This window comes from Allobosea sp. R86505 (assembly GCF_042466375.1).
Taxonomy (GTDB): Bacteria; Pseudomonadota; Alphaproteobacteria; order Rhizobiales; family Beijerinckiaceae; genus Allobosea.
The window spans coordinates 3,347,356-3,373,882 of sequence record NZ_JAXHPY010000001.1 but is presented as its reverse complement, the minus strand read 5'-3'; the positions used below and the strand labels follow the sequence as shown (position 1 = coordinate 3,373,882).

The following is a 26,527-nucleotide window of genomic DNA, read 5'->3' as shown; positions in this document are numbered from 1 at the left end:
ATGTTCGGCTTCGGTATCCTCACCGGTCTTCTGATCCTGCCGCTGGTGGGCGCGGCTTTCATCCTGGCGCAGCGCGGCGACGAGGCCTCGGTCGAGTCCAATGCGCGCTATGCGGCACTCGCCGCCACGGTCGCGACCTTCGTTCTGGCCTGCTTCGCCTGGGCGAAGTTCGACCCCGCCAATCCCGGCTTCCAGATGGTCGAGACCCATGCCTGGGTCTCCGACGCCATCCAGTTCAAGCTCGGCGTCGACGGCTTTTCCTTCCCCTTCGTGGTGCTGACTGCCTTCCTGATGCCGTTCTGCATCCTGGCCTCCTGGCATGCGATCACGAAGCGGGTGCGCGAATACATGGTCGCGTTCCTCATCCTCGAGACGCTGATGATCGGCGTCTTCGTGGCGCTCGACCTCGTGCTGTTCTACCTCTTCTTCGAGGGCGGCCTGATCCCGATGTTCCTGATCATCGGCATCTGGGGCGGCAAGCGGCGCGTCTACGCCTCCTACAAGTTCTTCCTCTACACGCTGCTGGGCTCGGTGCTGCTGCTGCTGGCGCTGATGGCGATGTACTGGCACGCCGGCACCACGGACATCCCGACGCTGCTGGCGCACAAGTTCCCGGCGGGCATGCAGACCTGGCTGTGGCTTGCCTTCTTCGCCTCGTTTGCGGTGAAGATGCCGATGTGGCCGGTCCACACCTGGCTGCCCGACGCCCATGTCGAGGCGCCGACCGCCGGCTCGGTCGTGCTCGCGGCGATCATGCTGAAAATGGGTGGCTACGGCTTCATCCGCTTCTCGATCCCGATGTTCCCGGAGGCCTCGGCCTATTTCGCCTCCTTCGTCTTCGCGCTGTCGGTCATCGCCATCGTCTACACCTCGCTGGTGGCGCTGATGCAGGAGGACATCAAGAAGCTGATCGCCTACTCCTCCGTCGCCCATATGGGCTTCGTCACCATGGGCCTGTTCACCCTGACGCCGCAGGGCATCCAGGGTGCGATGTTCCAGATGGTCAGCCACGGGCTGGTCTCGGGCGCGCTCTTCCTCTGCGTCGGCGTGATCTATGACCGCATGCACACCCGCGAGATTTCCGCCTATGGCGGGCTGGTGAACCGCATGCCGGTCTACGCGGTCATCTTCATGGTCTTCACCATGGCCAATGTCGGCCTGCCCGGCACGGCCGGCTTCGTCGGCGAGTTCCTGACGCTGATGGGTGCCTTCCGCGCCAATCCCTGGGTCGCCTTCATCGCCTGCTCGGGCGTCATCCTGTCGGCCGCCTATGCGCTCTGGCTCTATCGCCGCGTCGTCTTCGGCGAGTTGGTCAAGCCCGAGCTCAAGGACATCGCCGATCTCGATCGCCGCGAGATGGCGATCCTGATCCCACTGGTCGTGCTCACGGTCTGGTACGGCATCCGTCCGGGGACGATCCTCGACGCTTTTGCGGCGCCGACCGAAGCCCTCATCAAGAATTATCAGGCCGCACTCACCGCCGCGAAAACGGCGATGCTGGTCGTTCAGTAAGGTCTCGCAGGATGGCTCTGCCCGCTCTCGGCCCGGCGCTTCCGGAAATCATCCTCGCGATCGGCGCCATCGCCATGGTGCTCGTCGGCGCGATCCGTGGCGAGCGGTCGACACGCCTGCTCGAGGGCGCGGCCCTGGCGCTGTTTGCGCTGGCGCTGGTGCTGGTTCTCGCCGGCGAGGGCCGGGCGCTCACCTTCAACGGCGGTTTCGTCGTCGACAGCTTCGCCCGTTTCTTCAAGGTGCTGACGCTGCTGGGGGCCGCCGCGGCGATCCTGCTCTCCTCGGACGCCCTGCGCCGCGACGGCTCGATGCGCTTCGAGTTCCCGATCCTGATCGTCCTGTCGACGGTCGGCATGATGATGATGATCTCGGCCAACGATCTCATCAGCCTCTATGTCGGCCTCGAGCTGCAGTCGCTGGCGCTCTATGTCGTCGCCGCCTTCGACCGCGACAATCCGAAATCGACCGAGGCCGGCCTCAAGTATTTCGTCCTCGGCGCGCTCTCCTCGGGTATGCTGCTCTACGGCGCCTCGCTGGTCTATGGCTTCACCGGCACGGTCAACTATGCCGGCATCGCCGCGGCGGTCCAGGGCGGCAATCCCGGTATCGGGCTGATCTTCGGCATCGTCTTCATCGCCGCCGGCGTCGCCTTCAAGATCTCGGCCGTGCCCTTCCACATGTGGACGCCCGACGTCTATGAGGGCGCACCGACCCCGGTCGCCGCGTTCTTCGCCTCCGCCCCCAAGATGGCGGCGATGGCGATGGTCGTGCGCATCTTCGTCGGCGCTTTCCCCGGCGCGCTGCATGAGTGGCAGCAGATCGTCATCTTCATCGCCATCGCCTCGATGGCGCTCGGCGCCTTCGCCGCGATCGGCCAGACCAACATCAAGCGCCTGCTCGCCTACTCCTCGATCGCCAATATGGGCTATGCGCTGGTCGGCCTCGCCGCCGGCACCGCCAACGGCGTCCAGGGCGTGCTGGTCTATATGGCGATCTATCTGGCGACGACGCTCGGCGCCTTCGCCTGCGTGCTGCTGATGCGCCGCGACGGCAAGGCGGTCGAGGAGATCGGCGAACTCGCCGGTCTCTCGCGGACCAATCCGTGGATGGCCTTCGCGCTCTCGATGATGATGTTTTCGCTCGCCGGCATCCCGCCGCTGGCCGGGTTCTGGGCGAAGTTCTACGTCTTCCTCGCCGCCATCGACGCCAAGCTTTATGTGCTCGCCGTGGTCGGCGTCGTCACCAGCGTCATCGGCGCCTATTACTACCTGCGCCTCGTCAAGGTGATCTATTTTGACGACGCCAAGCCCGCCTTCGAGAAGGGCGATCTCGGTGTCCGCGCGGTCCTGCTGGTTTCGGCGCTCTTCGTGCTGGCGCTCTCACTGCTGCCGGCCCCGTTGCTGAACTCGGCCGGCGCGGCGGCGAAGTCGCTGTTTTGAGTGAGCCACGCTCTTTACCGTCATTGCGAGCGCAGCGAAGCAATCCAGCGTCTCGCGCCGACCTCTGCATTGCTTCGCTGCGCTCGCAATGACGGGGTGAGCCATGCTCGGTGAGGCCGCCCGTGCCGCGGGCTACCGGCTGATCGTCCGCGACGAGGTCGGCTCGACCATGGAGGAGGCGCGTCGCGCGCTCCACCAGGGTGATCCTGGCCAGCTCTGGATCATCGCGCGCAGCCAGAAGGCCGGGCGCGGGCGCCATGGCCGGCAATGGACCTCTCCGCCGGGCAATCTCTACGCGAGCCTCCTCCTGGTGAACCCTTGCGAGCCGGCCCTGGCGCCGCAGCTCGGCTTCGTCGCGGGGCTTGCCCTGCACGATGCCGCCGCGCGCGGGACCGGGCTGGCGGCGCCGCGGCTGGCGCTGAAATGGCCGAACGACCTGCTCGTCGACGGGGCCAAATGCTCCGGCCTGCTGCTCGAGGGCGAGAGCGGGGCAGGGCGCTTCGCCGTCATCGCCGGCCTCGGCATCAACATCGCCTCCTGCGCGGAAGGCACGCCTTATCCGGCGAGCTTCCTGCGCGCCCATGCGCCCGACGTCACCATCGAGTCGACGCTGGCGGCGCTCGCCGAGGCCTTCGCACAGCGCTTCGCCATCTGGCGCCAGGCCGGCGGCTTCGGCCCCACCCGGCAGGCCTGGCTGGAGCGGGCGGCCTTCCTCGGCGAAACGATCACCATCCGCCCGCCCTCGGGTGCCGTCACCGGCGTCTTCGTAGGCCTCGACCCCGGCGGCCGGCTGCTGATGGAGACGGCGGGCGGGCCGCGGGCCTTCGATGCGGGCGATCTGTTCTTCGGCGCCGCCATCCCCGGGGATGCGCCGCGCTGACGGCGGCGTCCGCTCCGGCGGACGGTGAAGCCGCGCCGCTATGGAGCCCTGCGGCGCCGCGTGTTAGGGCTCCCGCACCATCCCGGCGCCGCCGGCGTTCGATCAGTCAGGATTCTTCGTGACCCGCTCCAAAGACCAGCTCGTTTTCGTTCCCCTCGGTGGCCTCGGCGAGATTGGCATGAACGCCGCCCTCTACGGCTATGGGCCGGAGGGGAGGCGGAAATGGATCCTCGTCGATTGCGGCCTGTCCTTCGCAGGCCCTGAGGTCCCAGGCGTCGACATCATGCTGCCGGACCTGCGCTACATCGTCGAGGAGCGGGCGAACCTGCTGGGCATCGTGATCACCCACGCCCATGAGGACCATATCGGCGCGCTCGCCGCGCTGTGGCCCTCCCTGCGCGCCCCGGTCTACTGCACGAAGTTCGCCGCCGGCCTGTTGGCGACCCGTCGCCTGTCGGAGCCGGGCGCGCCCAAGGTGCCGATGCACACCGTCGCCCAGGGCGGCCGCATCACGCTCGGCCCCTTCGACATCGAATTCGTGCCCGTCGCGCATTCGATCCCCGAATCGAACGCGCTGGCGATCCGCACGCCGGTGGGCCTCGTCGTCCACACCGGCGACTGGAAGATCGACGTGACGCCGCAGGTCGGCCTGCCGACCGACGAGAAGCGCCTGCGCGAACTCGGCGAGGAGGGCGTGCTGGCGCTGGTCTGCGACTCGACCAATGTGATGCGCGACGGCACCTCGCCGAGCGAGGCCGATGTCGCCGCCAAGATCAAGGAACTGGTGCACTCGGCTCCCGGTCGCGTCGCGGTCACCACCTTCGCCTCGAACGTCGCCCGGCTGCGCGCGGTGGCGGAAGCGGCGATGGCCGATCAGCGCGAGGTCGTCGTCGTCGGCCGCGCCATGGACCGCGTCATCGATGTCGCCCGCGAATGCGGCTATCTCGACGGCATCCCGGCCTTCCGTTCGGCCGACAACTACGGCTACCTGCCGCGAGACAAGGTCGTGGCGCTCTTGACCGGCAGCCAGGGCGAGCCGCGCGCCGCGCTTTCCCGCATCGCCTCCGACGACCACCCCGAGATCGCGCTCTCGCCCGGCGACCGGGTGATCTTCTCCTCGCGCACCATTCCCGGCAACGAGAAGGCGGTCGGCGCCATCCAGAACGCGCTCGCCCGCGACAACATCGAGATCATCACCGACCGCACCCATCTGGTCCATGTCTCCGGCCATCCGCGCCGCGAGGAAATGGCCAGGCTCTATGGCTGGCTGAAGCCGAAGATCGTGATTCCCGCCCATGGCGAGGACCTCCACCTCTCGGAGCACGCGACCTTCGCGCGCGGGCTCGGCGTCAAGATCGTCGTGCGCGCCGGCAATGGCGACGTCGTCGCGATCACGCCCGAGGGCGCCAGCAAGATCGACGAGGTCACTCATGGCCGGCTCTACCAGGACGGCAACCTCCTCGTGAACGCCCTCGAGAAAACGATCCCCGAGCGTCGCCGCCTGTCCTTCGTCGGCATGATCTCGGTTGCGGTTGCCATCGACGAGAAGGGCGGACTCGCCGGCGATCCGGAAATCGCGGTGCTGGGCCTGCCGCCCTATACGCGTGACGGCACCGGCTTCGACGAATACGTCGCCGATGCGGTGTCGGAGCTGATCGACGGCATTCCCAAGGCCCGTCGCCGCGACCCGGAAGCGCTCCGCAATGCGCTGGAGCGCGGCCTGCGCAGCGCGGTCAATGAGGAGTGGGGCAAGAAGCCGCTGGTGCATGCGCTGGTGATCGAGGTTTAGGATCGGTCTGAGCCAGCAGGGGAGCAACATGATCGGACGCCTCAACCACGTCGCCATCGCCGTGAAGGATCTCGCTGCCGCGACCGCGCTCTATCGCGACACGCTCGGCGCCCGCGTCTCGCAGCCGCTGCCGCAGCCGGAGCATGGCGTCACGGTCGTCTTCGTCGAACTGCCGAACACCAAGGTCGAACTGCTCGAGCCGCTCGGCGCCGACTCCCCGATCATGAAGTTCCTCGAGCGCAATGCCGATGGCGGCATCCACCACATCTGCTACGAGGTCGACGACATCCTCGCCGCGCGCGACCGGCTGAAGGCGGCGGGCGCGCGGGTGCTGGGCACGGGCGAGCCGCGCATCGGTGCCCATGGCAAGCCGGTGCTCTTCCTGCATCCGAAGGACTTCACCGGCACGCTCGTCGAGATCGAGCAGGCCTGAGGCGATGGACGCATCCGCGATCATGTTCTTCGGCCAGCCGGAGCCAGGCTCTGCCCGCCCCTTCAGTGCGGCGACGCGCGCCGGCGGCCTCGTTTTCGTCTCCGGCCATTCGGCGCCGCACGATCCCGCCCGCGGCATCCATCGCGGCGAGACGCCGGCCGACGAGGTCCGCAACGCGCTCGCCCATATCGCCGGGATCTTGACCGAGGCCGGCAGTTCCCTCGCACGCGTCGTGCAGGTGACCATGCTGATCACTGATCCGGCCGACTATGCCGCGTGCAATGCCGAATATGTGAAGCATTTCCCGGGCGGGCTGCCGGCGCGCCACACCGCCCGCTTCGGCGTGCCGACGCAGGCCCGCGTCGCCTTCTCCTGCATCGCGCTGGCCGACACCGCCGGAAAGGACCTGCAGCCATGACGATCGCGAGTGCGCTCGCCGTCTATTTCGTGATCTGGTGGACGGTGCTCTTCGCCGTTCTGCCCTTCGGCGTGCGCAGCCAGGTGGAAACCGGGGACGTGGTCGAGGGCACCGAGCCCGGCGCTCCGGCCCTGCCGGGTCTTCGCCGCAAGGTGGTGATCACCTCGCTGATCGCGGCGGTGGTCTTCGTCTTCGTCTGGTATGGCTGGGCGGCGCTCGACATCTGAGCCGCCGGAAGCTGCGGCAGGCTCGTTGCGGCAGGCCCCTGGGCAACCGGACACTGGGGCGGCCATCGACGCGCCGGACACCAGACAAAGAAAAAGGCAAGGCCGGTGCCTTGCCTTCTTAGTCTGTTTTTACCGCAGTAACGGCACACATCTGTTTGCGTGCGACTCGTATACTGAACGGGCGTTTGTCCTCCCGAGACCTGGTCCGCGGCGCTTCGTTCAACAAAGCGTGTCCAGCAAGGGTTTGATAACCGATCGCCACACGTCTGTCATCACTTTGAGCAGGTCGCGCCTCAACTTTTTGCAAATTTATTCTCCGCTGCACTTGTGCGGTGCAACATCATGCGATTCGGCGTCCTGCGGCGCCTTGTTCCGGCCAAAGGATGCCGCTACGACGCCCGCGACGACATGCACGCCGACATCTCGGCGGCCAAGGAGACGATCATGCTGCGCCACTCGCTCGCCACCCTCGCTCTTTTCGCCTCCCTCGGCCTTGCGACCGCGCCGGCCCGCGCTCAGGCGCCCGATCCCGCCAACACGCTCATCCTCGAGACCAAGAACGGGCCGGTGACGATCCGCCTGCGGCCGGACCTCGCGCCCAAGCATGTCGAGCAGATCAAGACGCTGACCAAGCGCGGCTTCTATGACGGCATCGTCTTCCACCGCGTCATCGACGGCTTCATGGCGCAGACCGGCGACCCGACCGGCACCGGCACGGGCAGTTCCGACCTGCCCAACATCAAGGCCGAATTCACGCCCACCCCCTACAAGGTCGGCTCCGTCGGCATGGCGCGCTCGCAGTCGCCCGATTCGGCCAATTCGCAGTTCTTCATCTGCTATGAGGGCTGTGGCTCGCTGACCGGCCAGTACACGCTCTTCGGCGAGGTCGTCTCGGGCATGGAGGCCGTCCGCAAGATCAAGAAGGGGGCCGCCGGCAGCGGCATGGTCACCGCGCCTGACAAGATCATCCGCATGCGGCTCCAGTCCGACGTAAAGTAAGCCGATGGCGGGTAGGGCGCCGCGCGCACTGAAGGGCCTGCTCCTCTGCGCCCTGTCCGCCGTCACGGCGGGCGCGGCTGCGGCGCAGGGAACGACCGATCTCGGACTGCCGCCGGCATCCGGATCGCAGAACCCGGTCCTGCCGCCTCCCTCTGGTTCCCAGAACCCCGTGCTGCCGCCCCCGTCCGGCCAGCGCTATGCTCCCGGCGTCGGCGGTCGCTTCGGCGGCGACGCCGACCTGCCGGGCGCCGCGACACGGCCGATCCCGCCGGCGCCACGCCCGGGCAGCGGCGAGATCGGCGTGGTCGGCACGGTCGAGCCGGCGACGAAGACGCCCGACGGCGGCGCGCTCGACCGCCTCGCCGACATCGCCCCGGCGCTGCGCCGCTGCTGGACACCACCGGCGATGGACGGTCCGGCGAGCGGGGCGATGGCGACCGTGCGCTTCAGCCTGCGTCGCGACGGTTCGCTCTTCGGCGAGCCGCGCGTGACCTGGCAGACCCGGCAGACGCAAGCCGATCTGCGCCGCCGCTTCACCGAATCCGTCGTCGCGGCCGTTCGCAGCTGCACACCTATGAGGTTGTCGCCGCAGCTCGGAGCCGCTATCGCGGGGCGACCCTTGTCCATCCGCTTCCACGGCCGCGCGCCGTCCAATGAAAGGCCGATCTGATGTCGCTCGATCCCGAGAACACCCTCGTCATGGAAACCACCAAGGGCAAGGTGGTGATCAAGCTGCGCCCCGACCTCGCGCCAAAGCATGTCGAGCGCATTAAGCTGCTCGCGCGCGAGGGTTTCTATGACGGGATCGTCTTCCACCGCGTCATCGACGGCTTCATGGCCCAGGTCGGCTGCCCGCACGGCACAGGGACCGGCGGCTCGAAGCATCCCGACCTGGCGCAGGAGTTCAATGCCGAGCCGCATGTCCGCGGCATCTGCTCGATGGCCCGCTCGCAGAACCCGAACTCGGCCAACAGCCAGTTCTTCATTGTCTTCGAGGACGCGCGCTTCCTCGACAAGCAGTACACGGTCTGGGGCCAGGTCGTGGAAGGCATGGAGACCGTCGATACCATCAAGCGCGGCGAGCCCGTGCGCGATCCCGACTCGATCGTCTCGATGAAGGTGATGGCCGACGCGGCCTGACGCACCGTGGATGTCGGGCTCTTCGACTTCGACCTGCCCGAAGACCGCATCGCGCTGAGGCCCGTCAGCCCGCGCGATGCGGCCCGTCTGCTCGTCGTCAGGCCCGATGCCCCGCAGCCCTTCGAGGATCGCGGCATCCGCGATCTCGTCGATCTGCTGCAACCGGGTGACGCGCTCGTCCTCAACGACACGCGCGTCATTCCGTCCCGGCTCTATGGCCGGCGCCGGCGGGGCGAAGCCTCCGCCCGCATCGAGATCATGCTGCACAAGCGCGAGGCGGCCGACCGCTGGCTGGCCTTCGCGCGGCCGGCCAAGAAGCTGGCGCTCGGCGAAACCGTCACCTTCGGTGACGAGGCCGAGAGCGGCGCCTGCGAGCTCGGCCGCCTCCAGGCCGAGATCGTCGCCAAGGCCGACGGCGGCGAGGTCGCGCTGCGCTTCGCGCTGACCGGTCCCCTTCTCGACGAGGCCATCGCCCGCCTCGGCGAATTGCCCTTGCCGCCCTACATTGCCGGCAAGCGTGCGACCGATGCCGCCGATGCGCAGGACTACCAGACCATGCACGCGCGCAAGGACGGTGCCGTGGCGGCGCCGACGGCCGGTCTGCATTTCACGCCCCACCTCGTCGCGGCGCTGGAGGCGCGGGGTGTCACCCGCCATCTCGTGACGCTCCATGTCGGGGCCGGCACCTTCCTGCCGGTCAAGGCCGACGATACCGACCAGCACCGGATGCATGCCGAATGGGGGACGATCTCGCCGGAGACGGCAGCCGCCCTCAACACTGTGCGGGCGAAAGGCGGGCGCATCATCGCGGTCGGCACCACCTCGCTGCGCTTGCTCGAAAGCGCCACGGGCGAGGATGGCATCATCCAGCCCTTCTCGGGCGATACCGCGATCTTCATCACGCCGGGCTATCGTTTCCGCGCTGTCGATCTGCTGCTGACCAATTTCCACCTGCCGCGCTCGACACTGTTCATGCTCGTCTCGGCCTTCTGCGGCCTGGACGTGATGAAGCGGGCCTATGCCCATGCGATCGCCGAGAACTACCGCTTCTACTCCTATGGCGACGGCAGCCTGCTGCATCGGGGGAAGCAGCCGTAGCCGTCATTGCGAGCGTAAGCGAAGCAATCCAGGGGGACGTCGAGCACGGCCGCTCTGGATTGCTTCGCTTTCGCTCGCAATGACGCTGAGTGGAACTCTGCGCTGCGCGGTCAAGAAAATCCTGTTCCGGCTCGCCATTGCCGGTCGAAAATGCTACCGGGCACCACCACACAGGATGTCTGACGGACCATGGCCGATATTTTCCGCGAGATCGACGAGGAAGTGCGCCGCGACAAGGCGGCGGAGCTCTGGAAGAAATATGGCTGGCTGGTCACGGGACTGGCCGTGCTAGCGGTCGCGGCCGTGGCCGGCTGGCAGTTCTGGCTCTACCGGGAGCAGCAGGCCTCGCAGGTCGTCGGCGCCCGGCTCGAGGCGGCCCTGAAGGCCTCACGCGACGGCAACGGTTCCGAGGCCGAGACCATCCTCGGCGAACTCGCGGCGAGCGCGCCGGCGGGATACCGCCAGATCGCCCGCTTCCGCCTCGCGGCCGAGACGGCCAAGCGCGATGCCGCCGCTGGCGCGACCGCCTTCGACCAGATCGCGGCCGATGCCTCGCTGGGCCAGCTCTATCGCGATCTCGCCCGGCTGCGGGCCGGCATGCTGCGCGTCGATCTCGTGCCCTATCCGGAGCTTCGGACGGCGCTGGAGCCGCTGGCGACCGCGCAGGGCGCCTGGCGCCATTCGGCCCGCGAGTTCCTCGGCATCGCCGCGCTCAAGGCCAATCTCTTCGAGGATGCCGGCCGCTGGTTCGATGCCATCGTCACCGACCCGCAATCGCCCGCCGTCCTGCGCCAGCGCACCGAGCTCTATCTCGCTCTGGTGCGCGGTGGGCCGGTCGAGACGAAGAACTGAAATTTGTCATTTCCGGGACATCGCGGAGCGATGGACCCGGAAACCACGACGAGCTGCTGTCGTCCGACACCGCCGGTCACCCGGTCGTGGGTTCCGGGTTCGGCCTGTCGGCCGCCCCGGAATGACGAAGCGGCACTGCTGCTGTAATGGAACTGCAATGACCACCGTCGCCATCATCGGCCGTCCCAATGTCGGCAAGTCGACGCTGTTCAACCGGCTCGTCGGCAAGAAACTCGCCTTGGTCGACGACCGGCCCGGCGTGACGCGCGACCGGCGCGAGGGCGAGGCTGCGCTCGGCCATCTGCGTTTCAACATCGTCGATACGGCGGGGCTGGAGGAAGCCGATCCCGGCTCGCTCGCCGGGCGCATGCGTGCGCAGACCGAGGTCGCGATCGCCCAGGCGGACGTCATCCTGTTCATGATCGACGCCAGGCTCGGCCTGACGCCGATGGACCAGCCCTTTGCCGATCTCGTCCGGAAATCGGGCAAGCCCGTCATCCTGCTGGCCAACAAGGCCGAGGGGAGGAAGGGGCTCGACGGCATCTTCGAATCCTACGCTCTGGGCCTAGGAGATCCCGTGCCGTTCTCGGCCGAGCACGGTGAGGGCACCTCCGACCTGCTCGAGGCGCTGGCGCCTTACGTCGATGTCGAGCCGGAAGAAGAAGAGCCCTTCGACGAGAGCTATGGCGACAAGAAATGGGTCGAGGCACCGGCCGCCTTCGTCGACGAGGAGGCGGAGTACAACGACCCCAACAAGCCGCTGCGCGTGACCATCATCGGCCGCCCGAATGCCGGCAAGTCGACGCTGGTCAACCGGATGATCGGGGAGGAGCGCCTGCTCGTCGGCCCCGAGGCCGGCATCACGCGCGACACCATCTCGGTCGACTACGAATGGCGCGGCCGGCCGGTGAAGCTGTTCGACACGGCCGGCATGCGCAAACGCGCCCGCATCGAGGAAAAGCTCGAGAAGATGTCGGTGCAGGATTCGCTGCGCGCGATCCGCTTCGCCGAGGTCGTCGTCGTGCTGCTGGACGCCACCATCCCCTTCGAGAAGCAGGACCTGACGCTCGTCGACTTCACCGAGCGCGAGGGCCGCACTGTCGTCATCGGCTTGAACAAATGGGATCTCGTCGCCGACAAGAACGGCCTCCTGGCCGAGCTCAAGGAGAAGGCGACCCATCTTTTGGCGCAAGTGCGCGGCGTGCCGATCATCCCGCTCTCGGGTCTCGCCGGCGAGGGTATCGACCGGCTGATGCAGGCCGTGTTCCAGGCCTATGATGTCTGGAACCGCCGTGTCTCGACGGCGAAGATCAACCGCTGGCTCGAAGGCGTGCTCTCGGCCCATCCGCCGCCAGCCGTGGCCGGCCGGCGCATCAAGATCCGCTACATGACTCAGGCCAAGGCGCGCCCGCCGACCTTCGCGCTGTTCGGCAACCAGCTCGACCATCTGCCGGTGTCCTACACCCGCTATCTGGTCAACAACCTGCGCGAAGCCTTCGATCTGCCGGGAACGCCGATCCGTCTGCACACCCGCGGCGGCGAGAACCCCTACGACAAGAACAAGCGCGCGGGGTGACAACCCGGCGCGTCATTCTCGGGCGGAGCGCAGCGGAGACCCGAGAATCTTCGGCAAGAGATGCTCGGGTCGAGCCCGAGCATGACGCCTGAGCCTAACCCGGCATCTGCGGGCTGAGCACCTTGCCCTGCGGGAAGTCGAAGATCTTGCCGCTCTCGGCCCAGTCCGGCGAGGCGATGGCGACCAGATGCGGCGCCAGTTCCTCCGGCGTCTTCAGCGTCAGCGGGTCTTCGCCGGGCATGGCCTCCGCCCGCATGCGCGTGCGCAGCGGCCCCGGATTGACCATCATGACCTTGAGCGGCGTCGTCGCCGTCTCGGCCGCATAGGTGCGCCCCATCGCTTCGACGGCGGCCTTGGAGATCGAATAGGGGCCCCAATAGGCCAGGCATTTATGCGCCGCGCCCGAGGACATCAGGATGACGCGTGCGGCATCAGACGCCTGGAGCGCGGGCTCGACCGACTTCAGCAGCCTCCAATTGGCCGTGACGTTCGTGTCGAAGACCCTGGCCCATTCCTTGGGCGAGGCATGCGTCAGTGGCGAGAGCGGGCCGAGGATGCCTGCATTGGCCAGGAGGATGTCGAGCTTGCCCCAGCGCTGCAGCAGGGCCGGGCCGAGCTTCTCGACAGCCGGGGCGTCGCCGAGATCGAGCGGGACCAGCGTGGCGCTGCCGCCCTCGGCCCGGATCTCGTCGTCGAGTTCCTCCAGCGCGCCGCTGGTGCGGGCCAGCGCGACGACATGGGCGCCAGCCCTGGCGAAGGCGAGCGCAGCCGCCCGCCCGATCCCGCGCGAGGCGCCGGTGACGAGCGCGACGCGCCCGGAGAGAGGTTGGGTCATTCCTGGTCCCCCGTGCCCACATCCGCAGCCCTCATCCTGAGGAGCGCCGAAGGCGCGTCTCGAAGGATGCTCAAATGGGGCTCCGGAGAAATCTGGATCATCCTTCGAGACGCCGCGTGCCGCAGCTCCTCAGGATGAGGGCTGCGGAGGTCGCGGCGCCGTCGTCAGCCCGCCTCGGCCAGCAGCGAGATCTGCTGCTTGGCGCTCTCGCCGATCACGTCGGTCAGCGAGGTCGGATAATCGCCGGTGAAGCAGTGATCGGTAAATTGCGGCCGGATCGGATCGCGCCGCTCGTGCCCCATGGCGCGGTAGAGCCCGTCGACCGAGATGAAGGCCAGCGAATCGGCGCCGACGAACTCGCGCATCTCCTCGAGCGAATGGGTCGCCGCCAGCAGCTTCTCACGGTCTGGTGTGTCGATGCCGTAGTAATCCGGGTGGGTGATCGGCGGCGAAGAGATTCGGAAATGTACCTCGCGTGCCCCGGCCTCGCGCATCATCTTCACGATCTTGAACGAGGTCGTCCCCCGCACGATCGAATCGTCGACGAGCACGATGCTCTTGCCCTCGACGACCGAGCGGTTGGCCGAGTGCTTCAGCTTCACGCCGAGCTCCCGCACCTTCTGCGTCGGCTCGATGAAGGTGCGGCCGACATAGTGGTTGCGGATGATGCCGAGCTCGAAGGGGATGCCGCTCGCCTGCGCATAGCCCAGCGCCGCCGGCACGCCGGAATCCGGCACCGGCACGATCACGTCGGCATGGGCCGGCAATTCGAGGGCGAGCTGCGCGCCCATCGCCTTGCGGTGCTCATAGATGCTGCGGCCCTTCACGATCGAATCGGGGCGGGCGAAATAGATGTATTCGAAGATGCAGGGGCGCTCCTGCACGGCCGGGAACGGCTTGTGGCTCTCGATGCCGGTCTCCGAGATGACGACGACCTCGCCATTCTCGATCTCGCGGATGAAGCGCGCGCCGATGATGTCGAGCGCACAGGTTTCCGACGTCAGGATCGGAGCGCCATCGAGCTCGCCCAGCACCAGCGGACGAATGCCGAGCTGGTCGCGCGCGCCGATCAGCTTCTTGTTGGTGATGCCGACGAAGGCATAGGCGCCCTCGATCTGGCGGATCGCCTCGACGAAGCGCTCGATGAAGCGCGGCTTGCGGCTGCGCGCCACGAGATGCAGCAGCACCTCGGTGTCGGAGGTCGACTGGTAGATCGCCCCGTCCCGGACGAGATTGCGCCGCAGCGTCAGGCCGTTGGTCAGGTTGCCGTTATGGGCGACCGCGAAGCCGCCGCCATGAAGCTCCGCAAACAGCGGCTGGACGTTACGCAGGATCGTCTCACCGGTGGTCGAATAGCGGACATGCCCGACCGCCTGCGAGCCTTTGAGCTTGTCGATCACCGAAGCTTCGGAGAAGGCGTCGCCGACGAGGCCGAGGCGGCGCTCGGAGTGGAAGCGTCCGCCATCGAAGGTGACGATGCCCGCCGCCTCCTGGCCGCGATGCTGGAGCGCATGCAGGCCGAGCGCCGTCAGCGCCGCCGCATCGGCATGGCCGAAGATGCCGAAGACGCCGCATTCCTCGCGCAGCCGGTCGGCATAGGGATCGAAGGGGGCGTCGCTGGCGCTGGCCTTCGTCGAGGATTCTGCGACCATCACGGGGCTCCTGGAAGCGGGACGACAGGCTTCTACGTGCGAATTACGTGCGAATTACGGGCGAGTTGGGGCGGGCGCGTGCCGTCGATGGCGCGCTGCAGCGCCTGGCGGTCCGTCGCGTTCGGCACTTCGGTGCGGCGCTGCGGGTCGCTCCCCGGGGCGGTGGGCGTGCGCGGCTCCTCCGCAGGGGCTTCCGTCGGTTCGCCTTCGCCCTTGGGCTTCAGCAGGTTCTTGATGAAGTCGGCGTTCACGTCCTGCGGCAGCATCGTCAGCAGCGAGCGACCGGTTTCCTCGAGCATCGGCTTCGCCTTGGCGTCGCGGGCCCAGGGCGGCATGTTCTTGTCGCCCATCAGCGCGGCGAAGAAGAGATAGCCGATCACCGCCAGCAGCAGCCCGCGCCCGGCACCGAAGACGAAGCCCAGCGTCCGGTCGAGCGCGCCGATGCGCGAATCGAGCACGAAATCCGAGATCCGCGCCGTCACCAGCGAGACCACGATCAGCGTCACCAGGAAGAGCGAGGCGATCGAGGCGATCAGCGCGATCATGTCGTTGGGGATGTACTGCTTCAGGATCGGCAGCAATTGCGGGTGGAACACCCAGGCGACGGCTGCTGCGGTCGCCCAGGAGGCGATCGCGAGCACCTCGCGCGTGAGCCCCCGCACCGCCGCCAGCAAAGCCGAGATCAGAATCACGCCGATGACGACGAGATCGAGAATGGTCACAGGCATGGATGAGCCGCTTCGTTATGGTCTCGGAATGGCCTGCAAAAGATCGGCTGGCCGCATCGGGTTTGCTATACGCGTTCGCGCCCGTTGCGTCACTATTGCGACAGGGTCATTTCGCACTGCGGCGGGGCGCTCGCGCGGCGATATCGGCAACGAGTTCCGTGACATGGCCGAAGCGCCGCAGCGACAGGCCGCCGCCGTCGCCCGCATCGGCGCCACCAGCCGGCATCAGAGCCGCTTCGAAGCCGAGCTTGGAGGCCTCGCGCAGCCGCGCCGCCGCGACCGAAACCGGCCGGATCGCGCCCGACAGCGCGATTTCGCCGAAATAGACCGATTCGGGCGGCAGGATCGCCCCGGTCAGCGACGAGACCAGCGCGGCCGCCACGGCGAGATCAGCGGCCGGTTCGTTGACCCGCAAACCTCCGGCGACGTTGAGATAGACGTCGTGCTGCCCCAGCCGCAGCCCGCCATGCGTCTCGAGCACGGCCAGCACCATCGACAGGCGGCTGTTCTCCCAACCGACGACCGCGCGTCGCGGCGTGCCGAGCGAGGTCGGCGCGACCAGCGCCTGGATCTCGACCAGCACCGGGCGCGTGCCCTCGATGCCGGCGAAGACCGCGGCGCCGGGCGCGGCCTGGTCGCGCCCGGCCAGGAACAGGGCCGAGGGGTTGGAGACCTCCGAGAGGCCCTTGCCGGTCATCTCGAAGACGCCGATCTCGTCGGTGGCGCCGAAGCGGTTCTTCTGGCCGCGCAGGATCCGGAAGGCATGCGCGCCTTCGCCCTCGAAGGAGAGCACGGCGTCGACCATGTGCTCGACCACGCGCGGGCCCGCGATCTGCCCGTCCTTGGTGACGTGCCCGACCAGGATCATGCAGGCGCCGCTGGTCTTGGCGTAGCGGATCAGCGCCTGCGCCGAGCCGCGCACCTGGGTCACCGTTCCCGGCGCGCTCTCGACCTCGCCCGACCACATCGTCTGGATCGAATCGATCACCACCAGCGCCGGCCGCGATCCCTGGCCCAGCGTCGCGACGATATCCTCGACATTGGTCTCGGCCGCCAGCTCGACGGGGGCTTCAGACAACCCCATCCGCTCGGCGCGCAGCCGGACCTGACCGGTCAATTCCTCACCCGAGACATAGACGACGCGCCGGCCCGCTGAGGCGAGGGCGGCGCAGGCCTGCATCAGCAGCGTCGACTTGCCGATGCCGGGATCGCCGCCGATCAGCAGCACCGAGCCCGGCACGAAGCCCCCGCCCGTGACGCGATCCAACTCGCCGATGCCCGAGACGATGCGCGGCGCGTCCTGGGTCTCGCCCTTCAGCCCTTCCAGCGCGAAGACGCGCCCGCGCGCCCGGCCGGACGAGGCCCCGCGCGCGCCGGGAACCGGCGCAGCCTGCGCCTCCTCCGTCAGCGACGACCAGGTGCCACAGGCGTCGCACTTGCCCTGCCAGCGGTGATAGACCGCCCCGCAGGCCTGGCAGGTATAGGTGGGACCGCGCTTGGCCATCAGCCTTCTCCGCCTGTCATTCCGGGGCCCGGCGAAGCCGGGAACCCGGAACTCACGACGGGGCGCGATGCCCGTAAATTCACGTCTGTCGTGTGCGCCCGGTCGTGGGTTCCGGGCTCTTCGCTGCCGCGAAGCCCCGGAATGACAAGGGTCGCCGTCATGACCGGCTAAACCCCGACATAGCGCCGCGCATGGCGCCGGCCGAGGCTGGTCAGGATTTCGTAGCCGATGGTCTTCGCACCGGCGCCGACCGTATCCAGATCGAGCGGGCCGCCGATCAGCGTCACCGGATCGCCCCGTTTCACCGACGCCGCGGGCAGATCCGTCACGTCGATGATGACCAGATCCATCGAGACCGTGCCGACGAAGGGACAGACCACGCCATCGACGATTGCGCGGCCGCCCGGGCTGGTATCGGTTCCGCTCGCATTGCGCGGATAGCCATCGGCATAGCCCAGGCAGATCGTGGCGAGCCTGCTGTCGCGCCTGGCCGTCCAGCGCCCGTTATAGCCGACCTGGCTGCCGGCCCGGACGTCGCGCAGTTGCAGGATGCGCGAGGTGAGGCCGACCACGGCGCGCATCGGGTTGGGCCGGCCCGGCGTCGGATTGCCGCCATAGAGGGCATAGCCGGGACGCGTCAGCTGATAGGAGGGGCAGTCCTTCAGGAAATGCCCCGAGGAGTTCTTCAGCGAGGCCGGGATGCCGGGGAGGGCGGCGGTGATGGCGGCAAAGGCCGCCATCTGGCGCGCATTAGCCGGGTCCGTCTCGTCTTCCGCGGAGGCGAAATGGCTCATCACCAGCCCGATTCCCGCCGCGTCGATCTCATTCTTGAGGGCTAAGACCGCATTCGGGCCATCGCCCGCGGGAAGGCCGAGCCGGTTCATCCCCGTGTCGAGATGCAGGGCCGCAGGCCTGCCCCTCGCGCCGCCGGCGCGGAAGGACGCCCATTCCCGCAGTTCATCGGGCGAGCCGAGAACGGGCGACAGATCATGCTCGACATAGCGGCCGCAGCTGCCGGGCAGCAATCCGTTGAGGATGTAGACCGTGGCGTCCGGTGCCACCGCGCGGGCCCTTACGCCCTCGGAGAGATGGGCGACGAAGAAGCTCTCGCAGCCGGCGGCGGCGAGCGCGGTCACGGCCGGCTCGATGCCGAGTCCATAGGCGTTCGCCTTGACGACGGCGGCGGCCTGCGTCCCGGCCCGGTCCTGGAGCGCGCGCCAGTTGGCGACGAGCGCCCCGAGGTCGATCGTCAGGATGGTGCCGCAGGTGTCGGCGTCGGGCGTGTCGAAGCGGCTCATTCGCGGTCCGGGAGGCGCATTTCGTCGGCGCGGTCGGAGAAGCGCGTCACCTCGGCGTCGAACTGCAGCGCGATCGCTCCCGTCGGGCCATGGCGCTGCTTGCCGATGATGAGCTCGGCGACGCCATGGGCGGCCTCCATCTCGATCTGCCATTTGTTGTGTTCTTCGGTGCCGGGGCGCGGCTCCTTGCCCTTGAGGTAGTATTCGTCGCGATAGACGAACATCACCACGTCGGCGTCCTGCTCGATCGAGCCGGATTCGCGCAGGTCCGAGAGCTGCGGCCGCTTGTCGTCGCGGCTTTCGACCTGACGCGAGAGCTGCGAGAGCGCCACGATCGGCACCGTCAGCTCCTTGGCGAGCGCCTTCAGGCTGGTCGTGATCTCGGTCAGCTCCTGCACGCGGTTCTGGCCGTTCTTGGCCGAGCCCGAGAGAAGCTGCAGATAGTCGATGAACAGGACGTCGAGCCCCTTTTGCCGCTTGAGACGGCGTGCCCGGGCGACGAGCTGCGCGATCGAGATGCCGCCGGTCTGGTCGATATAGAGCGGCAGCTTCTCGATCTGGGCGGCGACGTCGGTCAGCCGCGCGAACTCGGCCTCGGTGATGCGGCCCTGCCGGATCTTGTAGGAGGAGATGCCCGACTGCTCGGCGACGATACGCGTCGCGAGCTGGTCGGCCGACATTTCCAGCGAGAAGAAGGCGACGATGCCGCCATCGACCGTCTTGATCGTGCCGTCGGTCTGGCGTTCGCCACGCCAGGCCTTGGCGATGTTGAAGGCGATGTTGGTGGCGAGCGAGGTCTTGCCCATGGCCGGGCGGCCGGCGAGCACGATCAGGTCGGAGGGCTGCAGGCCGCCCATGCGCTGGTCGAGGTCGCGCAGGCCAGACGAGATGCCCGACAGCCCACCCGCCCGCTGATAGGCGTTCGCCGCCATGTCGATGGCGGTGTAGAGGGCGGTGTCGAACTTCTGGAAGCCGCCTTCGTAGCGGCCCTTTTCCGCCAGTTCGTAGAGCTTGCGCTCGGCCTCCTCGATCTGCTCGCGCGGCGGCATGTCGACCGGCGCGTCATAGGCGACGTTGACCAGCTCCTCGCCGACGCCGATCAGCTGCCGGCGGATCGCCAGCTCGTAGATCGTGCGGCCGTAATCGCCCGCATTGATCACGGTCGTCGCTTCGGCGGCGAGCCTTGCGAGATATTGTGACGCGGTCAACCCGCCGAGGTCGATCTCGCCGACGAAGGTCTTGAGCGTGATCGGCGTCGCGATCTTGCCGGCCCGGACGAGGCTGGCCGTCAACTCGAAGACGCGCTGGTGGATCGGCTCGAAGAAATGGTCCGGCAGCAGGAAATCGGAGACGCGGTAGAACGCGTCGTTGTTGACCAGGATCGCCCCCAGCAGCGCCTGCTCCGCCTCGATGTTGTGAGGCTGGACACGATATTCGGCCTCGCGGGTTTCGAGGCGGGTGACGAGGGCGGTTGCTGTGGCCATGAGGGCGCGAATGTCTCGGGTCTGCGGCTGTCCGACTCTGCGCTTACTCTACCACTCTGACGGATCGCGCCAGCAGCGATTGGACGATCCACGCCTTTGCACAGGCCGTCACGAAAAAGGGCGCCGCGTGACCGCGGCGCCCTTGACATGTCGTGCCGAGTCGAAGCGCTCAGCGGTCGTCCTCGCCGGCTTCCGCAAGCGCCGCGCCGACCTCCAGGCCGAGATCGTCGAGGTCGAATTCCTCGCGGGCCGTGACGTTTTCGCCGCGCACCTGGCGCTCGGCTTCCTCGGCGGAGCGGGCGACGTTGACCGTCACCGTCACCGAGACTTCCGGATGCAGCACGACCGGGACCGTGTGCAGGCCGAGCGTTTTGATCGGCGCGTTCAGCGTGATCTGGCTGCGGGCGACGTTGAAGCCCTCGCCGGTCAGCGCATCGGCGATGTCACGGGTCGAGACCGAACCGTAGAGCACGCCGGACTCGCCCGACTGGCGCAGCATCACGACGCTCAGGCCGTCGAGCGTCTCGGCGACCGCGTCGGCCTCCGACTTCAGCTCGAGATTGCGGGTCTCGAGCTCGATCTTCTGGCTCTCGAAGCGCTTGCGGTTCTCCTCGGTGGCGCGCAGCGCCTTGCCGCGGGCGAGCAGGTAGTTGCGGCCGAAGCCGTCGCGGACGCGCACGACGTCGCCCATCTGGCCGAGCTTGGCGACGCGTTCGAGCAGGATCACTTCCATGGTGTTGTCTCCTTTGAGGGTTGATGTCTTCGAAAGCTCTTGGAACCGGGGCGGCGCCCTCAGCTCCCGGGAGGGGGCGGGGGAGGCATCGCGGCCCGCTTGCGCAGTCCGAGAAGGGAATCGACCATGCCGGCGACCGCCAGCAGCGGCGTCAGCACGGCCTGCATCACGACGAGCGCGACATAGACGCTGACGAGCATGGGCGTGCGCCAGGCCTGGCCGCGCGAGAGGTCGTGCAGCATGCACAGGCCGGAGAACATGAAGGCGGCGAAGAGCGCGCCGATCAGCGCGACGCCCGCCAGCCCGACGAAGCCGTCCAGCCCCGCCGTCACCAGGCCCGCCACGAGCAGGACCAGCGCCGAGCGCGGCAGCGTCGTCGCGGGAATGAACGGCCAGGGCCGCGGCAGCCGCCCGGAGAGCTGCACGGTCTTGGCGGCCAGCCAGAGATTGGCGGTGATCGTGGTGACGACCGAGGCACCGATGCCGAGCGGCACGGCGCGCACCAGGAGCGGTGTCACATTGGCGGCCATTTCGGCCTGGGTCACGCCCGCCGGCAGGGTCAGCATCTTGCTGCGCACCATCTCGGCGAGGAGATTCTCGACCATCCGCGCGATCACTGAACGGTAGGTGTCGTAGTCCGTCGTCATCACCAGCGCGCTGGCGACGCTCGCCAGGGTCGCCGTGCCGGCGATCCAGATCATCAGATGCCCGAGCGGGTACCATTCGACCGGGCCGCTCTCGTCCGACCGTGCGAGCAGGGCGAGATAGGCGATCCACCAGGCAGGCAGCGCGATGATCGCGGCGAAGGCCAGTCCGGCCGGCAAGGTCAGCGCGACCGACACCGCGAGCGCGCCGGTGGCGACGGCATAGAGGCCGGCGCGGTGGTTCCAGCCCAGCGCGGCGATCAGGATCGGGAGGGGTGCGGCCGAATACAACAGCACCGCCAGCGGCGATCCGGTGATCACCACGGAGAAGAGCAGCGCCGCTACGAGGCCTGCGCCGATGCCGACGGCCTGGGTCATTCTTCGTCCTGCTGTCCCGCTGCTTCCGGCGTTACGAGCCGGGCAGGGTGAGAGGCGTCCCGCCTCAACGAACCCGGTGGAATCTCACCACGGGGCGACTGGTTCAGTGAAGGAAACCCGGCGGCGAGCGACCGCCGCCGGGGCATTCAGGTCCGCTCAGCGGATGACGTAGGGCAGCAGGCCGAGGAAGCGGGCGCGCTTGATCGCCTGGGCGAGCTCGCGCTGCTTCTTGGCCGAGACCGCCGTGATGCGCGACGGCACGATCTTGCCGCGCTCGGAGATGTAGCGCGAGAGCAGGCGCACATCCTTGTAGTCGATCTTCGGAGCGCCCTCGCCCGAGAAGGGGCAGGACTTGCGGCGGCGGAAGAAGGGGCGACGGGCGCCGGCAGATGCAGTCGACATGGCTCAGGCCTCCGCGCCGGTCGTTTCGGGAGCAGCTTCGTCGTCGCGACGCGGACGGTCACGACGCGGGCCGCGGTCGAAGCGGTCGCCGCCGCCGGGACGGTCGAAGCGATCGCCGCGATCACCACGGTCGTCGCGGTCGCGCTTCTGGAGCATGGCCGACTGGCCTTCCTCGAGCTCTTCGACGCGGACGGTCAGGAAGCGCAGCACGTCTTCGTTGATGCGCATCTGGCGCTCCATCTCGGCGACCGCCGCGGCGGGAGCGTCGATGTTCAGCAGCGAATAATGCGCCTTGCGGTTCTTCTTGATGCGATAGCCCAGGGACTTCACGCCCCAGTACTCAACCTTGGGGACCGAGCCGCCATTCGCCTCGATGATGCCCTTGAACGTCTCGACAAGGGCCTCAACCTGCTGCGCGCTGACGTCTTGCCGCGCGAGCAGAACATGCTCGTACAATGCCATGGTTGGCCTTTCCGTTTCACCCTGTTTCGCCCGGCGCGGAGCCCTTCGAGCCCTGGATCAGGCCCGACAGGATTTCATCGAAGGCGGAGACACGGGATGACGGTTCCCACCGGAACCTGCAGCGCGAGCGCTGCCATCCGTTCAGCCTCCGGCCGAACAAACAGGAGGCGGTCGTTACAGTGTGGCGCCGCGATATGCAACCGAAATCGCGGCATTGGCGCGGTCGGGACGGGCTTCGAAGCCCTTCGGCGCTTGACTTGACGTCCAAGGCAGTGTGACAGCGCCGTGAAATCGCTCAAAACGTTTGAAATCCGGGGCCGACCGTCATGACGACCGCGTTCATCTTTCCAGGCCAGGGCTCCCAGGCCGTGGGCATGGGCAAGAGCCTGGCCGATTCCTTCGCCGCCGCGCGTGCGGTCTTCGAGGAGGTCGATGCGGCGCTGTCGCAGAAGCTCTCGACGCTGATGTGGGAAGGGCCGGCCGAGGAACTGACCCTGACCGCCAACGCCCAACCCGCCTTGATGGCGGTCAGCCTGGCGGTGGTGCGCGTGCTGGAAGCCGAGGCGGGTCTGGATCTGAAGCGGGACGCCGCCTTCGTCGCCGGCCATTCGCTGGGCGAGTACTCGGCGCTGGCGGCCGCCGGCACCTTCAGCATTGCCGATGCCGCGCGCCTGCTGCGCATCCGCGGTGACGCCATGCAGAAGGCGGTGCCGCCGGGGCAGGGCGCCATGGCGGCGCTGCTCGGGGCCGACCTCGATCTCGCCCGCGCGATCGCGGCCGATGCCGCGCAGGGCGATGTCTGCGAGGCGGCCAATGACAATGGCGGCGGGCAGGTCGTGCTGTCGGGCGCGAAGGCTGCGATCGATCGCGCCATCGTCCTCGCCGGCGAGCGTGGCGTTCGCCGCGCCATGCTGCTGCCGGTTTCGGCGCCCTTTCATTGTGCCCTGATGCAGCCGGCGGCCGAGGCCATGCGCGCGGCCCTCGCGGATGTGGCCATGCACGCCCCCGCCGTCCCCGTGATGGCGAATGTCGGCGCCGCGCCGCTGAGCGATGTCGAGGCCATTCGTGCCTCGCTCGTGGCACAGGTCACCGGCACGGTGCGCTGGCGTGAAGGTGTCGAGGCGATGGCGGCCGCGGGTGTCGACCAATTCGTCGAACTCGGCAGCGGCAAGGTTCTGGCCGGGCTGGTGAAGCGCATCGCGCCTGGCGCCACTCCGCTTTCTGTCGGCACGGCGGACGACGTGTCGGCCTACAAGCCCTGAAAGGGCATGCGAGAACGGCAGAACGCCGAAAGGGAGAGACGATGCTTGATCTGACGGGCAAAAAGGCGCTGGTCACCGGCGCCACCGGGGGGCTGGGTGGCGCCATCGCGCGCAGGCTGCATGCGCAGGGCGCCACCATCGCGCTGTCGGGGACGCGGGCCGAGGCGCTCGAGGCGCTCGCCGCCGAACTCGGCGAGCGCGCCGTCGTCACGCCCTGCAATCTGGCCGACAAGGACTCGGTGGAGGCTCTGGTGCCCGCCGCCGAGGAGAAACTCGGTGGCCTCGACATCCTCGTGAACAATGCCGGTGTCACCAAGGACAACCTGTTCCTGCGTCTCAAGGACGAGGATTGGGACAGCGTCATCGCGATCAACCTGACCGCCGCCTTCCGCCTCTCGCGCGCGGCCGTGAAGTCGATGATGCGCCGCCGCTATGGCCGCATCATCTCGATCGGCTCGGTCGTCGGCACCACCGGCAATCCGGGGCAGGGCAACTACGCCGCCTCCAAGGCCGGGCTGATCGGCATGTCCAAGGCGCTCGCCGCCGAGGTCGCTAGCCGCAACATCACCGTCAACGTCGTGGCGCCGGGCTTCATCGAGTCACCGATGACGCAGGCGCTCAATGAAAAGCAGCGCGAGGGCATTCTTTCCGACGTGCCGATGGGGCGCCTGGGTTCGGGCGACGACGTGGCGGCGGCCGTGGCGTACCTCGCCAGCAGCGAAGCCGGTTACGTCACCGGGCAGACTCTTCATGTCAATGGCGGAATGACAATGATCTGAAGCGGTTGCGGCGGTTCCTAGACAGTTTCGATAGTCCCGCCGACATACTCGCCAGCCAAGATCGGCTGTGTTAACTAGCGCCGTCGGGCCGCGATGCGGGATCCGGGGGACTTGACGGGAACCCGGTTGTTGCGTTTGTGCAGGCTTCGAGTTCCGGCCCGTCGGCACCGTCTGGGTGCCGCGGGAGCCAGGAGTGACAGCCCCTCTACGCAACGCGTCGGCGCTGCGTGTTTTAAGCTTTAAGGAAGAGACCCATGAGCGATGTCGCCGAGCGCGTGAAGAAGATCGTGGTCGAGCATCTCGGCGTCGAGCCTGAGAAGGTCGTGGACGGCGCCAACTTCATCGAGGACCTGGGTGCGGACAGCCTCGACACCGTCGAGCTCGTGATGGCCTTCGAGGAAGAGTTCGGCGTCGAGATCCCGGACGATGCCGCCGAGACGATCGTGACCGTCGGCGACGCCGTCAAGTTCCTGTCGAAGTCCGCCTGATCGACCGTTCGGTCGATCGTCGCTGAAAGAGCCATGGTTTCACGCAGTCTTCCGATGCGACGCGTTGTCGTGACCGGCCTCGGCATGGTGAGCCCGCTCGCCTGCGGCGTCGAGCCGACGTGGTCTCGTATTCTTGCCGGCGCCAGTGGCGCCGGCCCCATCACCAGCTTTGACTGCAGTGATCTGCCGGCGCGCATCGCCTGCAACATCCTGCGCGGCGACGGCTCGAACGGCACCTTCAATCCCGATGACTGGATGGAGCCGAAGGAGCAGCGCAAGGTCGACGACTTCATCGTCTTCGCGATGGCGGCCGCCAAGCAGGCCCTGACCGATGCCAACTGGAAGCCCGAGAGCTACGAGGACCAGATTGCGACCGGTGTCGCCATCGGCTCGGGCATCGGCGGCCTCGGTGGAATCTATGAAGGGTCGATCCTGCTCAAGGAGCGCGGGCCGCGTCGGCTTTCGCCCTTTTTCATTCCCGGCCGCCTGAGCAATCTCGCCGCCGGCTATGTCTCGATCGAGCATGGTCTGAAGGGCCCCAACCATTCCGTCGTCACCGCCTGCTCAACCGGCGCACATGCGATCGGCGATGCGTCCCGTATGATCGCACTCGGGGATGCCGACGTGATGCTCGCCGGTGGCGCCGAATCGGCGATCAACCGCCTCGGAATCGCCGGCTTCTGTGCCTGCCGCGCGCTGTCGACAGATTTCAACGACACGCCCGAGAAGGCTTCCCGCCCCTATGACCGGGATCGTGACGGCTTCGTCATGGGCGAGGGTGCCGGGGTCCTCGTGCTCGAGGAACTCGACCACGCGCTGGCGCGCGGCGCGCGCATCTATGCCGAGGTCGTCGGCTACGGCATGTCGGGCGACGCCTACCACATTACCTCGCCGGCCGAGGACGGCGACGGCGCCTTTCGCTGCATGCAGGCAGCTTTGAACCGGGCCGGGATCGCGGCCTCCGATCTCGACTACATCAACGCCCATGGCACCTCGACGCCGCTGGGTGACGAGATCGAGCTGCGCGCCGCCGAGCGCCTGCTCGCCAATGCGCCGCGCAAGCCCGCGATGTCCTCGACCAAGTCGGCGACCGGCCATCTTCTGGGGGCGGCCGGAGCCGTCGAGGCGATCTTCGCCATCCTCGCCATTCGCGACCAGATCGCGCCGCCGACGATCAATCTCGACAACCCCTCTGTCGAGACCGATCTCGACCTCGTGCCCCATGTCGCGCGGAAGCGGAAGATCGACGTCGTCCTGTCGAACTCCTTCGGATTCGGCGGCACCAACGCGTCGCTGGTCATGCGGCGCTACGTTGACGGCGCCTGACGGGGCGCGGGCTGCGCGCTTTCGCCATATTCGTGCGTAGACTGCCTCGAAGCGGCGGGACTGTGAATTTGCTTTCGCAGCCGGCGTGAATCCGGTTTGATGGCGCGCGCAGTCCATCGGAGGGGTCCGGTCCACCGGGCGCCGCGACGGGCGGGGTGGCGTGCGGCGATGAAGTTCCAAGTGCGAGCA

At 67.8% G+C, this 26,527-nt stretch carries 27 protein-coding genes; 17 read left to right on the top strand and 10 right to left on the bottom strand.

Annotated elements, in window-relative coordinates; translation table 11 throughout:
• The 13 genes from SJY11_RS16185 (at position 1) to der (ending at position 12,363) form a co-directional block, all read left to right on the top strand.
• A complete protein-coding gene (locus SJY11_RS16185) occupies positions 1-1,512 on the top strand; it encodes an NADH-quinone oxidoreductase subunit M (protein WP_376989347.1) in 1,512 nt (503 codons plus the stop codon).
• An 11-nt stretch (positions 1,513-1,523) separates the two neighbouring features.
• Positions 1,524-2,951 carry an NADH-quinone oxidoreductase subunit NuoN gene (gene nuoN / locus SJY11_RS16180; RefSeq protein WP_376987756.1) on the top strand — a complete coding sequence of 476 codons (1,428 nt, stop codon included), beginning with the start codon at positions 1,524-1,526 and terminating at the stop codon, positions 2,949-2,951.
• 103 nt (positions 2,952-3,054) lie between these two features.
• Positions 3,055-3,831: a biotin--[acetyl-CoA-carboxylase] ligase gene (locus SJY11_RS16175; protein WP_376987754.1), complete on the top strand. Its 777-nt coding sequence runs from the start codon at positions 3,055-3,057 to the stop codon at positions 3,829-3,831.
• 118 nt (positions 3,832-3,949) lie between these two features.
• On the top strand, positions 3,950-5,620 hold the full coding sequence (locus SJY11_RS16170) for a ribonuclease J (RefSeq protein WP_376987752.1): 1,671 nt from the start codon (positions 3,950-3,952) through the stop codon (positions 5,618-5,620).
• Between the two features lie 28 nt (positions 5,621-5,648).
• The gene (gene mce, locus SJY11_RS16165; protein WP_376987750.1) at positions 5,649-6,053 is read left to right on the top strand and encodes a methylmalonyl-CoA epimerase; all 405 of its coding nucleotides are present in this window, start codon (positions 5,649-5,651) and stop codon (positions 6,051-6,053) included.
• A gap of 4 nt (positions 6,054-6,057) precedes the next feature.
• Entirely contained in the window at positions 6,058-6,471 is a 414-nt protein-coding gene (locus SJY11_RS16160) for a RidA family protein (RefSeq protein ID WP_376987748.1), read from the top strand.
• Positions 6,468-6,698: a DUF1467 family protein gene (locus tag SJY11_RS16155; RefSeq protein WP_305693634.1), complete on the top strand. Its 231-nt coding sequence runs from the start codon at positions 6,468-6,470 to the stop codon at positions 6,696-6,698. Before SJY11_RS16160 ends, SJY11_RS16155 begins: the two co-directional genes overlap by 4 nt.
• A gap of 444 nt (positions 6,699-7,142) precedes the next feature.
• Positions 7,143-7,697, top strand: a complete 555-nt coding sequence (locus tag SJY11_RS16150; RefSeq protein WP_376989346.1) for a peptidylprolyl isomerase — start codon at positions 7,143-7,145, stop codon at positions 7,695-7,697.
• Positions 7,698-7,701: 4 nt separating this feature from the next.
• Positions 7,702-8,367: a hypothetical protein gene (locus SJY11_RS16145; RefSeq protein ID WP_376987746.1), complete on the top strand. Its 666-nt coding sequence runs from the start codon at positions 7,702-7,704 to the stop codon at positions 8,365-8,367.
• Positions 8,367-8,837 carry a peptidylprolyl isomerase gene (locus SJY11_RS16140; protein ID WP_376987744.1) on the top strand — a complete coding sequence of 157 codons (471 nt, stop codon included), beginning with the start codon at positions 8,367-8,369 and terminating at the stop codon, positions 8,835-8,837. The genes SJY11_RS16145 and SJY11_RS16140 overlap by 1 nt, the downstream gene beginning before the upstream one ends.
• A 6-nt stretch (positions 8,838-8,843) precedes the next feature.
• Entirely contained in the window at positions 8,844-9,935 is a 1,092-nt protein-coding gene (gene queA, locus SJY11_RS16135) for a tRNA preQ1(34) S-adenosylmethionine ribosyltransferase-isomerase QueA (protein WP_376987742.1), read from the top strand.
• A 189-nt stretch (positions 9,936-10,124) separates the two neighbouring features.
• A complete protein-coding gene (locus tag SJY11_RS16130) occupies positions 10,125-10,787 on the top strand; it encodes a tetratricopeptide repeat protein (RefSeq protein WP_326912008.1) in 663 nt (220 codons plus the stop codon).
• Positions 10,788-10,944: 157 nt separating this feature from the next.
• Complete coding sequence (gene der, locus SJY11_RS16125) at positions 10,945-12,363, top strand: ribosome biogenesis GTPase Der (RefSeq protein ID WP_376987740.1); 1,419 nt, start codon at positions 10,945-10,947, stop codon at positions 12,361-12,363.
• Positions 12,364-12,457: 94 nt separating this feature from the next.
• Here the strand turns inward: der and SJY11_RS16120 are convergent, their stop codons facing one another.
• The 10 genes from SJY11_RS16120 to rpsF form a co-directional block, all read right to left on the bottom strand.
• Positions 12,458-13,198, bottom strand: coding sequence for an SDR family NAD(P)-dependent oxidoreductase (locus SJY11_RS16120; RefSeq protein ID WP_376987738.1), 741 nt, complete (start codon positions 13,196-13,198; stop codon positions 12,458-12,460).
• A 164-nt stretch (positions 13,199-13,362) separates the two neighbouring features.
• Positions 13,363-14,850: an amidophosphoribosyltransferase gene (gene purF, locus SJY11_RS16115; RefSeq protein WP_376987736.1), complete on the bottom strand. Its 1,488-nt coding sequence runs from the start codon at positions 14,848-14,850 to the stop codon at positions 13,363-13,365.
• Between the two features lie 32 nt (positions 14,851-14,882).
• A complete protein-coding gene (locus SJY11_RS16110) occupies positions 14,883-15,578 on the bottom strand; it encodes a CvpA family protein (protein WP_376987734.1) in 696 nt (231 codons plus the stop codon).
• Between the two features lie 106 nt (positions 15,579-15,684).
• Positions 15,685-17,082: a DNA repair protein RadA gene (radA, locus tag SJY11_RS16105; RefSeq protein WP_376987732.1), complete on the bottom strand. Its 1,398-nt coding sequence runs from the start codon at positions 17,080-17,082 to the stop codon at positions 15,685-15,687.
• A 167-nt stretch (positions 17,083-17,249) separates the two neighbouring features.
• Positions 17,250-18,380 (bottom strand): alanine racemase, encoded by a 1,131-nt coding sequence (gene alr / locus SJY11_RS16100; RefSeq protein ID WP_376987730.1) that lies wholly within the window; start codon positions 18,378-18,380, stop codon positions 17,250-17,252.
• Positions 18,377-19,864, bottom strand: coding sequence for a replicative DNA helicase (locus SJY11_RS16095; RefSeq protein ID WP_376987728.1), 1,488 nt, complete (start codon positions 19,862-19,864; stop codon positions 18,377-18,379). The genes alr and SJY11_RS16095 overlap by 4 nt, the downstream gene beginning before the upstream one ends.
• Positions 19,865-20,033: 169 nt before the next feature.
• The gene (gene rplI / locus SJY11_RS16090) at positions 20,034-20,597 is read right to left on the bottom strand and encodes a 50S ribosomal protein L9 (protein WP_326912017.1); all 564 of its coding nucleotides are present in this window, start codon (positions 20,595-20,597) and stop codon (positions 20,034-20,036) included.
• Positions 20,598-20,656: 59 nt separating this feature from the next.
• Entirely contained in the window at positions 20,657-21,619 is a 963-nt protein-coding gene (locus SJY11_RS16085; protein ID WP_376987726.1) for a hypothetical protein, read from the bottom strand.
• Positions 21,620-21,775: 156 nt separating this feature from the next.
• Positions 21,776-22,021 carry a 30S ribosomal protein S18 gene (rpsR, locus tag SJY11_RS16080; RefSeq protein WP_038367644.1) on the bottom strand — a complete coding sequence of 82 codons (246 nt, stop codon included), beginning with the start codon at positions 22,019-22,021 and terminating at the stop codon, positions 21,776-21,778.
• 3 nt (positions 22,022-22,024) lie between these two features.
• On the bottom strand, positions 22,025-22,483 hold the full coding sequence (gene rpsF / locus SJY11_RS16075; protein ID WP_067990871.1) for a 30S ribosomal protein S6: 459 nt from the start codon (positions 22,481-22,483) through the stop codon (positions 22,025-22,027).
• A 326-nt stretch (positions 22,484-22,809) separates the two neighbouring features.
• Between rpsF and fabD the strand changes: the two genes are divergently transcribed.
• From fabD to fabF, 4 genes are all read left to right on the top strand, one after another.
• A complete protein-coding gene (fabD, locus tag SJY11_RS16070; protein ID WP_376987723.1) occupies positions 22,810-23,745 on the top strand; it encodes an ACP S-malonyltransferase in 936 nt (311 codons plus the stop codon).
• Between the two features lie 41 nt (positions 23,746-23,786).
• Positions 23,787-24,524, top strand: a complete 738-nt coding sequence (gene fabG / locus SJY11_RS16065) for a 3-oxoacyl-[acyl-carrier-protein] reductase (RefSeq protein ID WP_326912020.1) — start codon at positions 23,787-23,789, stop codon at positions 24,522-24,524.
• A 254-nt stretch (positions 24,525-24,778) separates the two neighbouring features.
• Positions 24,779-25,012 (top strand): acyl carrier protein, encoded by a 234-nt coding sequence (locus SJY11_RS16060; protein WP_056713189.1) that lies wholly within the window; start codon positions 24,779-24,781, stop codon positions 25,010-25,012.
• Between the two features lie 54 nt (positions 25,013-25,066).
• A complete protein-coding gene (gene fabF, locus SJY11_RS16055) occupies positions 25,067-26,338 on the top strand; it encodes a beta-ketoacyl-ACP synthase II (RefSeq protein WP_376987721.1) in 1,272 nt (423 codons plus the stop codon).
• Positions 26,339-26,527: the final 189 nt, after the last annotated feature.

Coding starts and splice junctions, on each gene's coding strand:
- SJY11_RS16185 (WP_376989347.1), top strand. CDS start 1: ATGTTCGGCTTCGGTATCCTCACCGGTCTTCTGATCCTGCCGCTGGTG.
- nuoN (WP_376987756.1), top strand. CDS start 1,524: ATGGCTCTGCCCGCTCTCGGCCCGGCGCTTCCGGAAATCATCCTCGCG.
- SJY11_RS16175 (WP_376987754.1), top strand. CDS start 3,055: ATGCTCGGTGAGGCCGCCCGTGCCGCGGGCTACCGGCTGATCGTCCGC.
- mce (WP_376987750.1), top strand. CDS start 5,649: ATGATCGGACGCCTCAACCACGTCGCCATCGCCGTGAAGGATCTCGCT.
- SJY11_RS16160 (WP_376987748.1), top strand. CDS start 6,058: ATGGACGCATCCGCGATCATGTTCTTCGGCCAGCCGGAGCCAGGCTCT.
- SJY11_RS16155 (WP_305693634.1), top strand. CDS start 6,468: ATGACGATCGCGAGTGCGCTCGCCGTCTATTTCGTGATCTGGTGGACG.
- SJY11_RS16150 (WP_376989346.1), top strand. CDS start 7,143: ATGCTGCGCCACTCGCTCGCCACCCTCGCTCTTTTCGCCTCCCTCGGC.
- SJY11_RS16145 (WP_376987746.1), top strand. CDS start 7,702: ATGGCGGGTAGGGCGCCGCGCGCACTGAAGGGCCTGCTCCTCTGCGCC.
- SJY11_RS16140 (WP_376987744.1), top strand. CDS start 8,367: ATGTCGCTCGATCCCGAGAACACCCTCGTCATGGAAACCACCAAGGGC.
- SJY11_RS16130 (WP_326912008.1), top strand. CDS start 10,125: ATGGCCGATATTTTCCGCGAGATCGACGAGGAAGTGCGCCGCGACAAG.
- der (WP_376987740.1), top strand. CDS start 10,945: ATGACCACCGTCGCCATCATCGGCCGTCCCAATGTCGGCAAGTCGACG.
- SJY11_RS16120 (WP_376987738.1), bottom strand. CDS start 13,198: ATGACCCAACCTCTCTCCGGGCGCGTCGCGCTCGTCACCGGCGCCTCG.
- purF (WP_376987736.1), bottom strand. CDS start 14,850: ATGGTCGCAGAATCCTCGACGAAGGCCAGCGCCAGCGACGCCCCCTTC.
- SJY11_RS16110 (WP_376987734.1), bottom strand. CDS start 15,578: ATGCCTGTGACCATTCTCGATCTCGTCGTCATCGGCGTGATTCTGATC.
- radA (WP_376987732.1), bottom strand. CDS start 17,082: ATGGCCAAGCGCGGTCCCACCTATACCTGCCAGGCCTGCGGGGCGGTC.
- alr (WP_376987730.1), bottom strand. CDS start 18,380: ATGAGCCGCTTCGACACGCCCGACGCCGACACCTGCGGCACCATCCTG.
- SJY11_RS16095 (WP_376987728.1), bottom strand. CDS start 19,864: ATGGCCACAGCAACCGCCCTCGTCACCCGCCTCGAAACCCGCGAGGCC.
- rplI (WP_326912017.1), bottom strand. CDS start 20,597: ATGGAAGTGATCCTGCTCGAACGCGTCGCCAAGCTCGGCCAGATGGGC.
- SJY11_RS16085 (WP_376987726.1), bottom strand. CDS start 21,619: ATGACCCAGGCCGTCGGCATCGGCGCAGGCCTCGTAGCGGCGCTGCTC.
- rpsR (WP_038367644.1), bottom strand. CDS start 22,021: ATGTCGACTGCATCTGCCGGCGCCCGTCGCCCCTTCTTCCGCCGCCGC.
- rpsF (WP_067990871.1), bottom strand. CDS start 22,483: ATGGCATTGTACGAGCATGTTCTGCTCGCGCGGCAAGACGTCAGCGCG.
- fabD (WP_376987723.1), top strand. CDS start 22,810: ATGACGACCGCGTTCATCTTTCCAGGCCAGGGCTCCCAGGCCGTGGGC.
- fabG (WP_326912020.1), top strand. CDS start 23,787: ATGCTTGATCTGACGGGCAAAAAGGCGCTGGTCACCGGCGCCACCGGG.
- SJY11_RS16060 (WP_056713189.1), top strand. CDS start 24,779: ATGAGCGATGTCGCCGAGCGCGTGAAGAAGATCGTGGTCGAGCATCTC.
- fabF (WP_376987721.1), top strand. CDS start 25,067: ATGCGACGCGTTGTCGTGACCGGCCTCGGCATGGTGAGCCCGCTCGCC.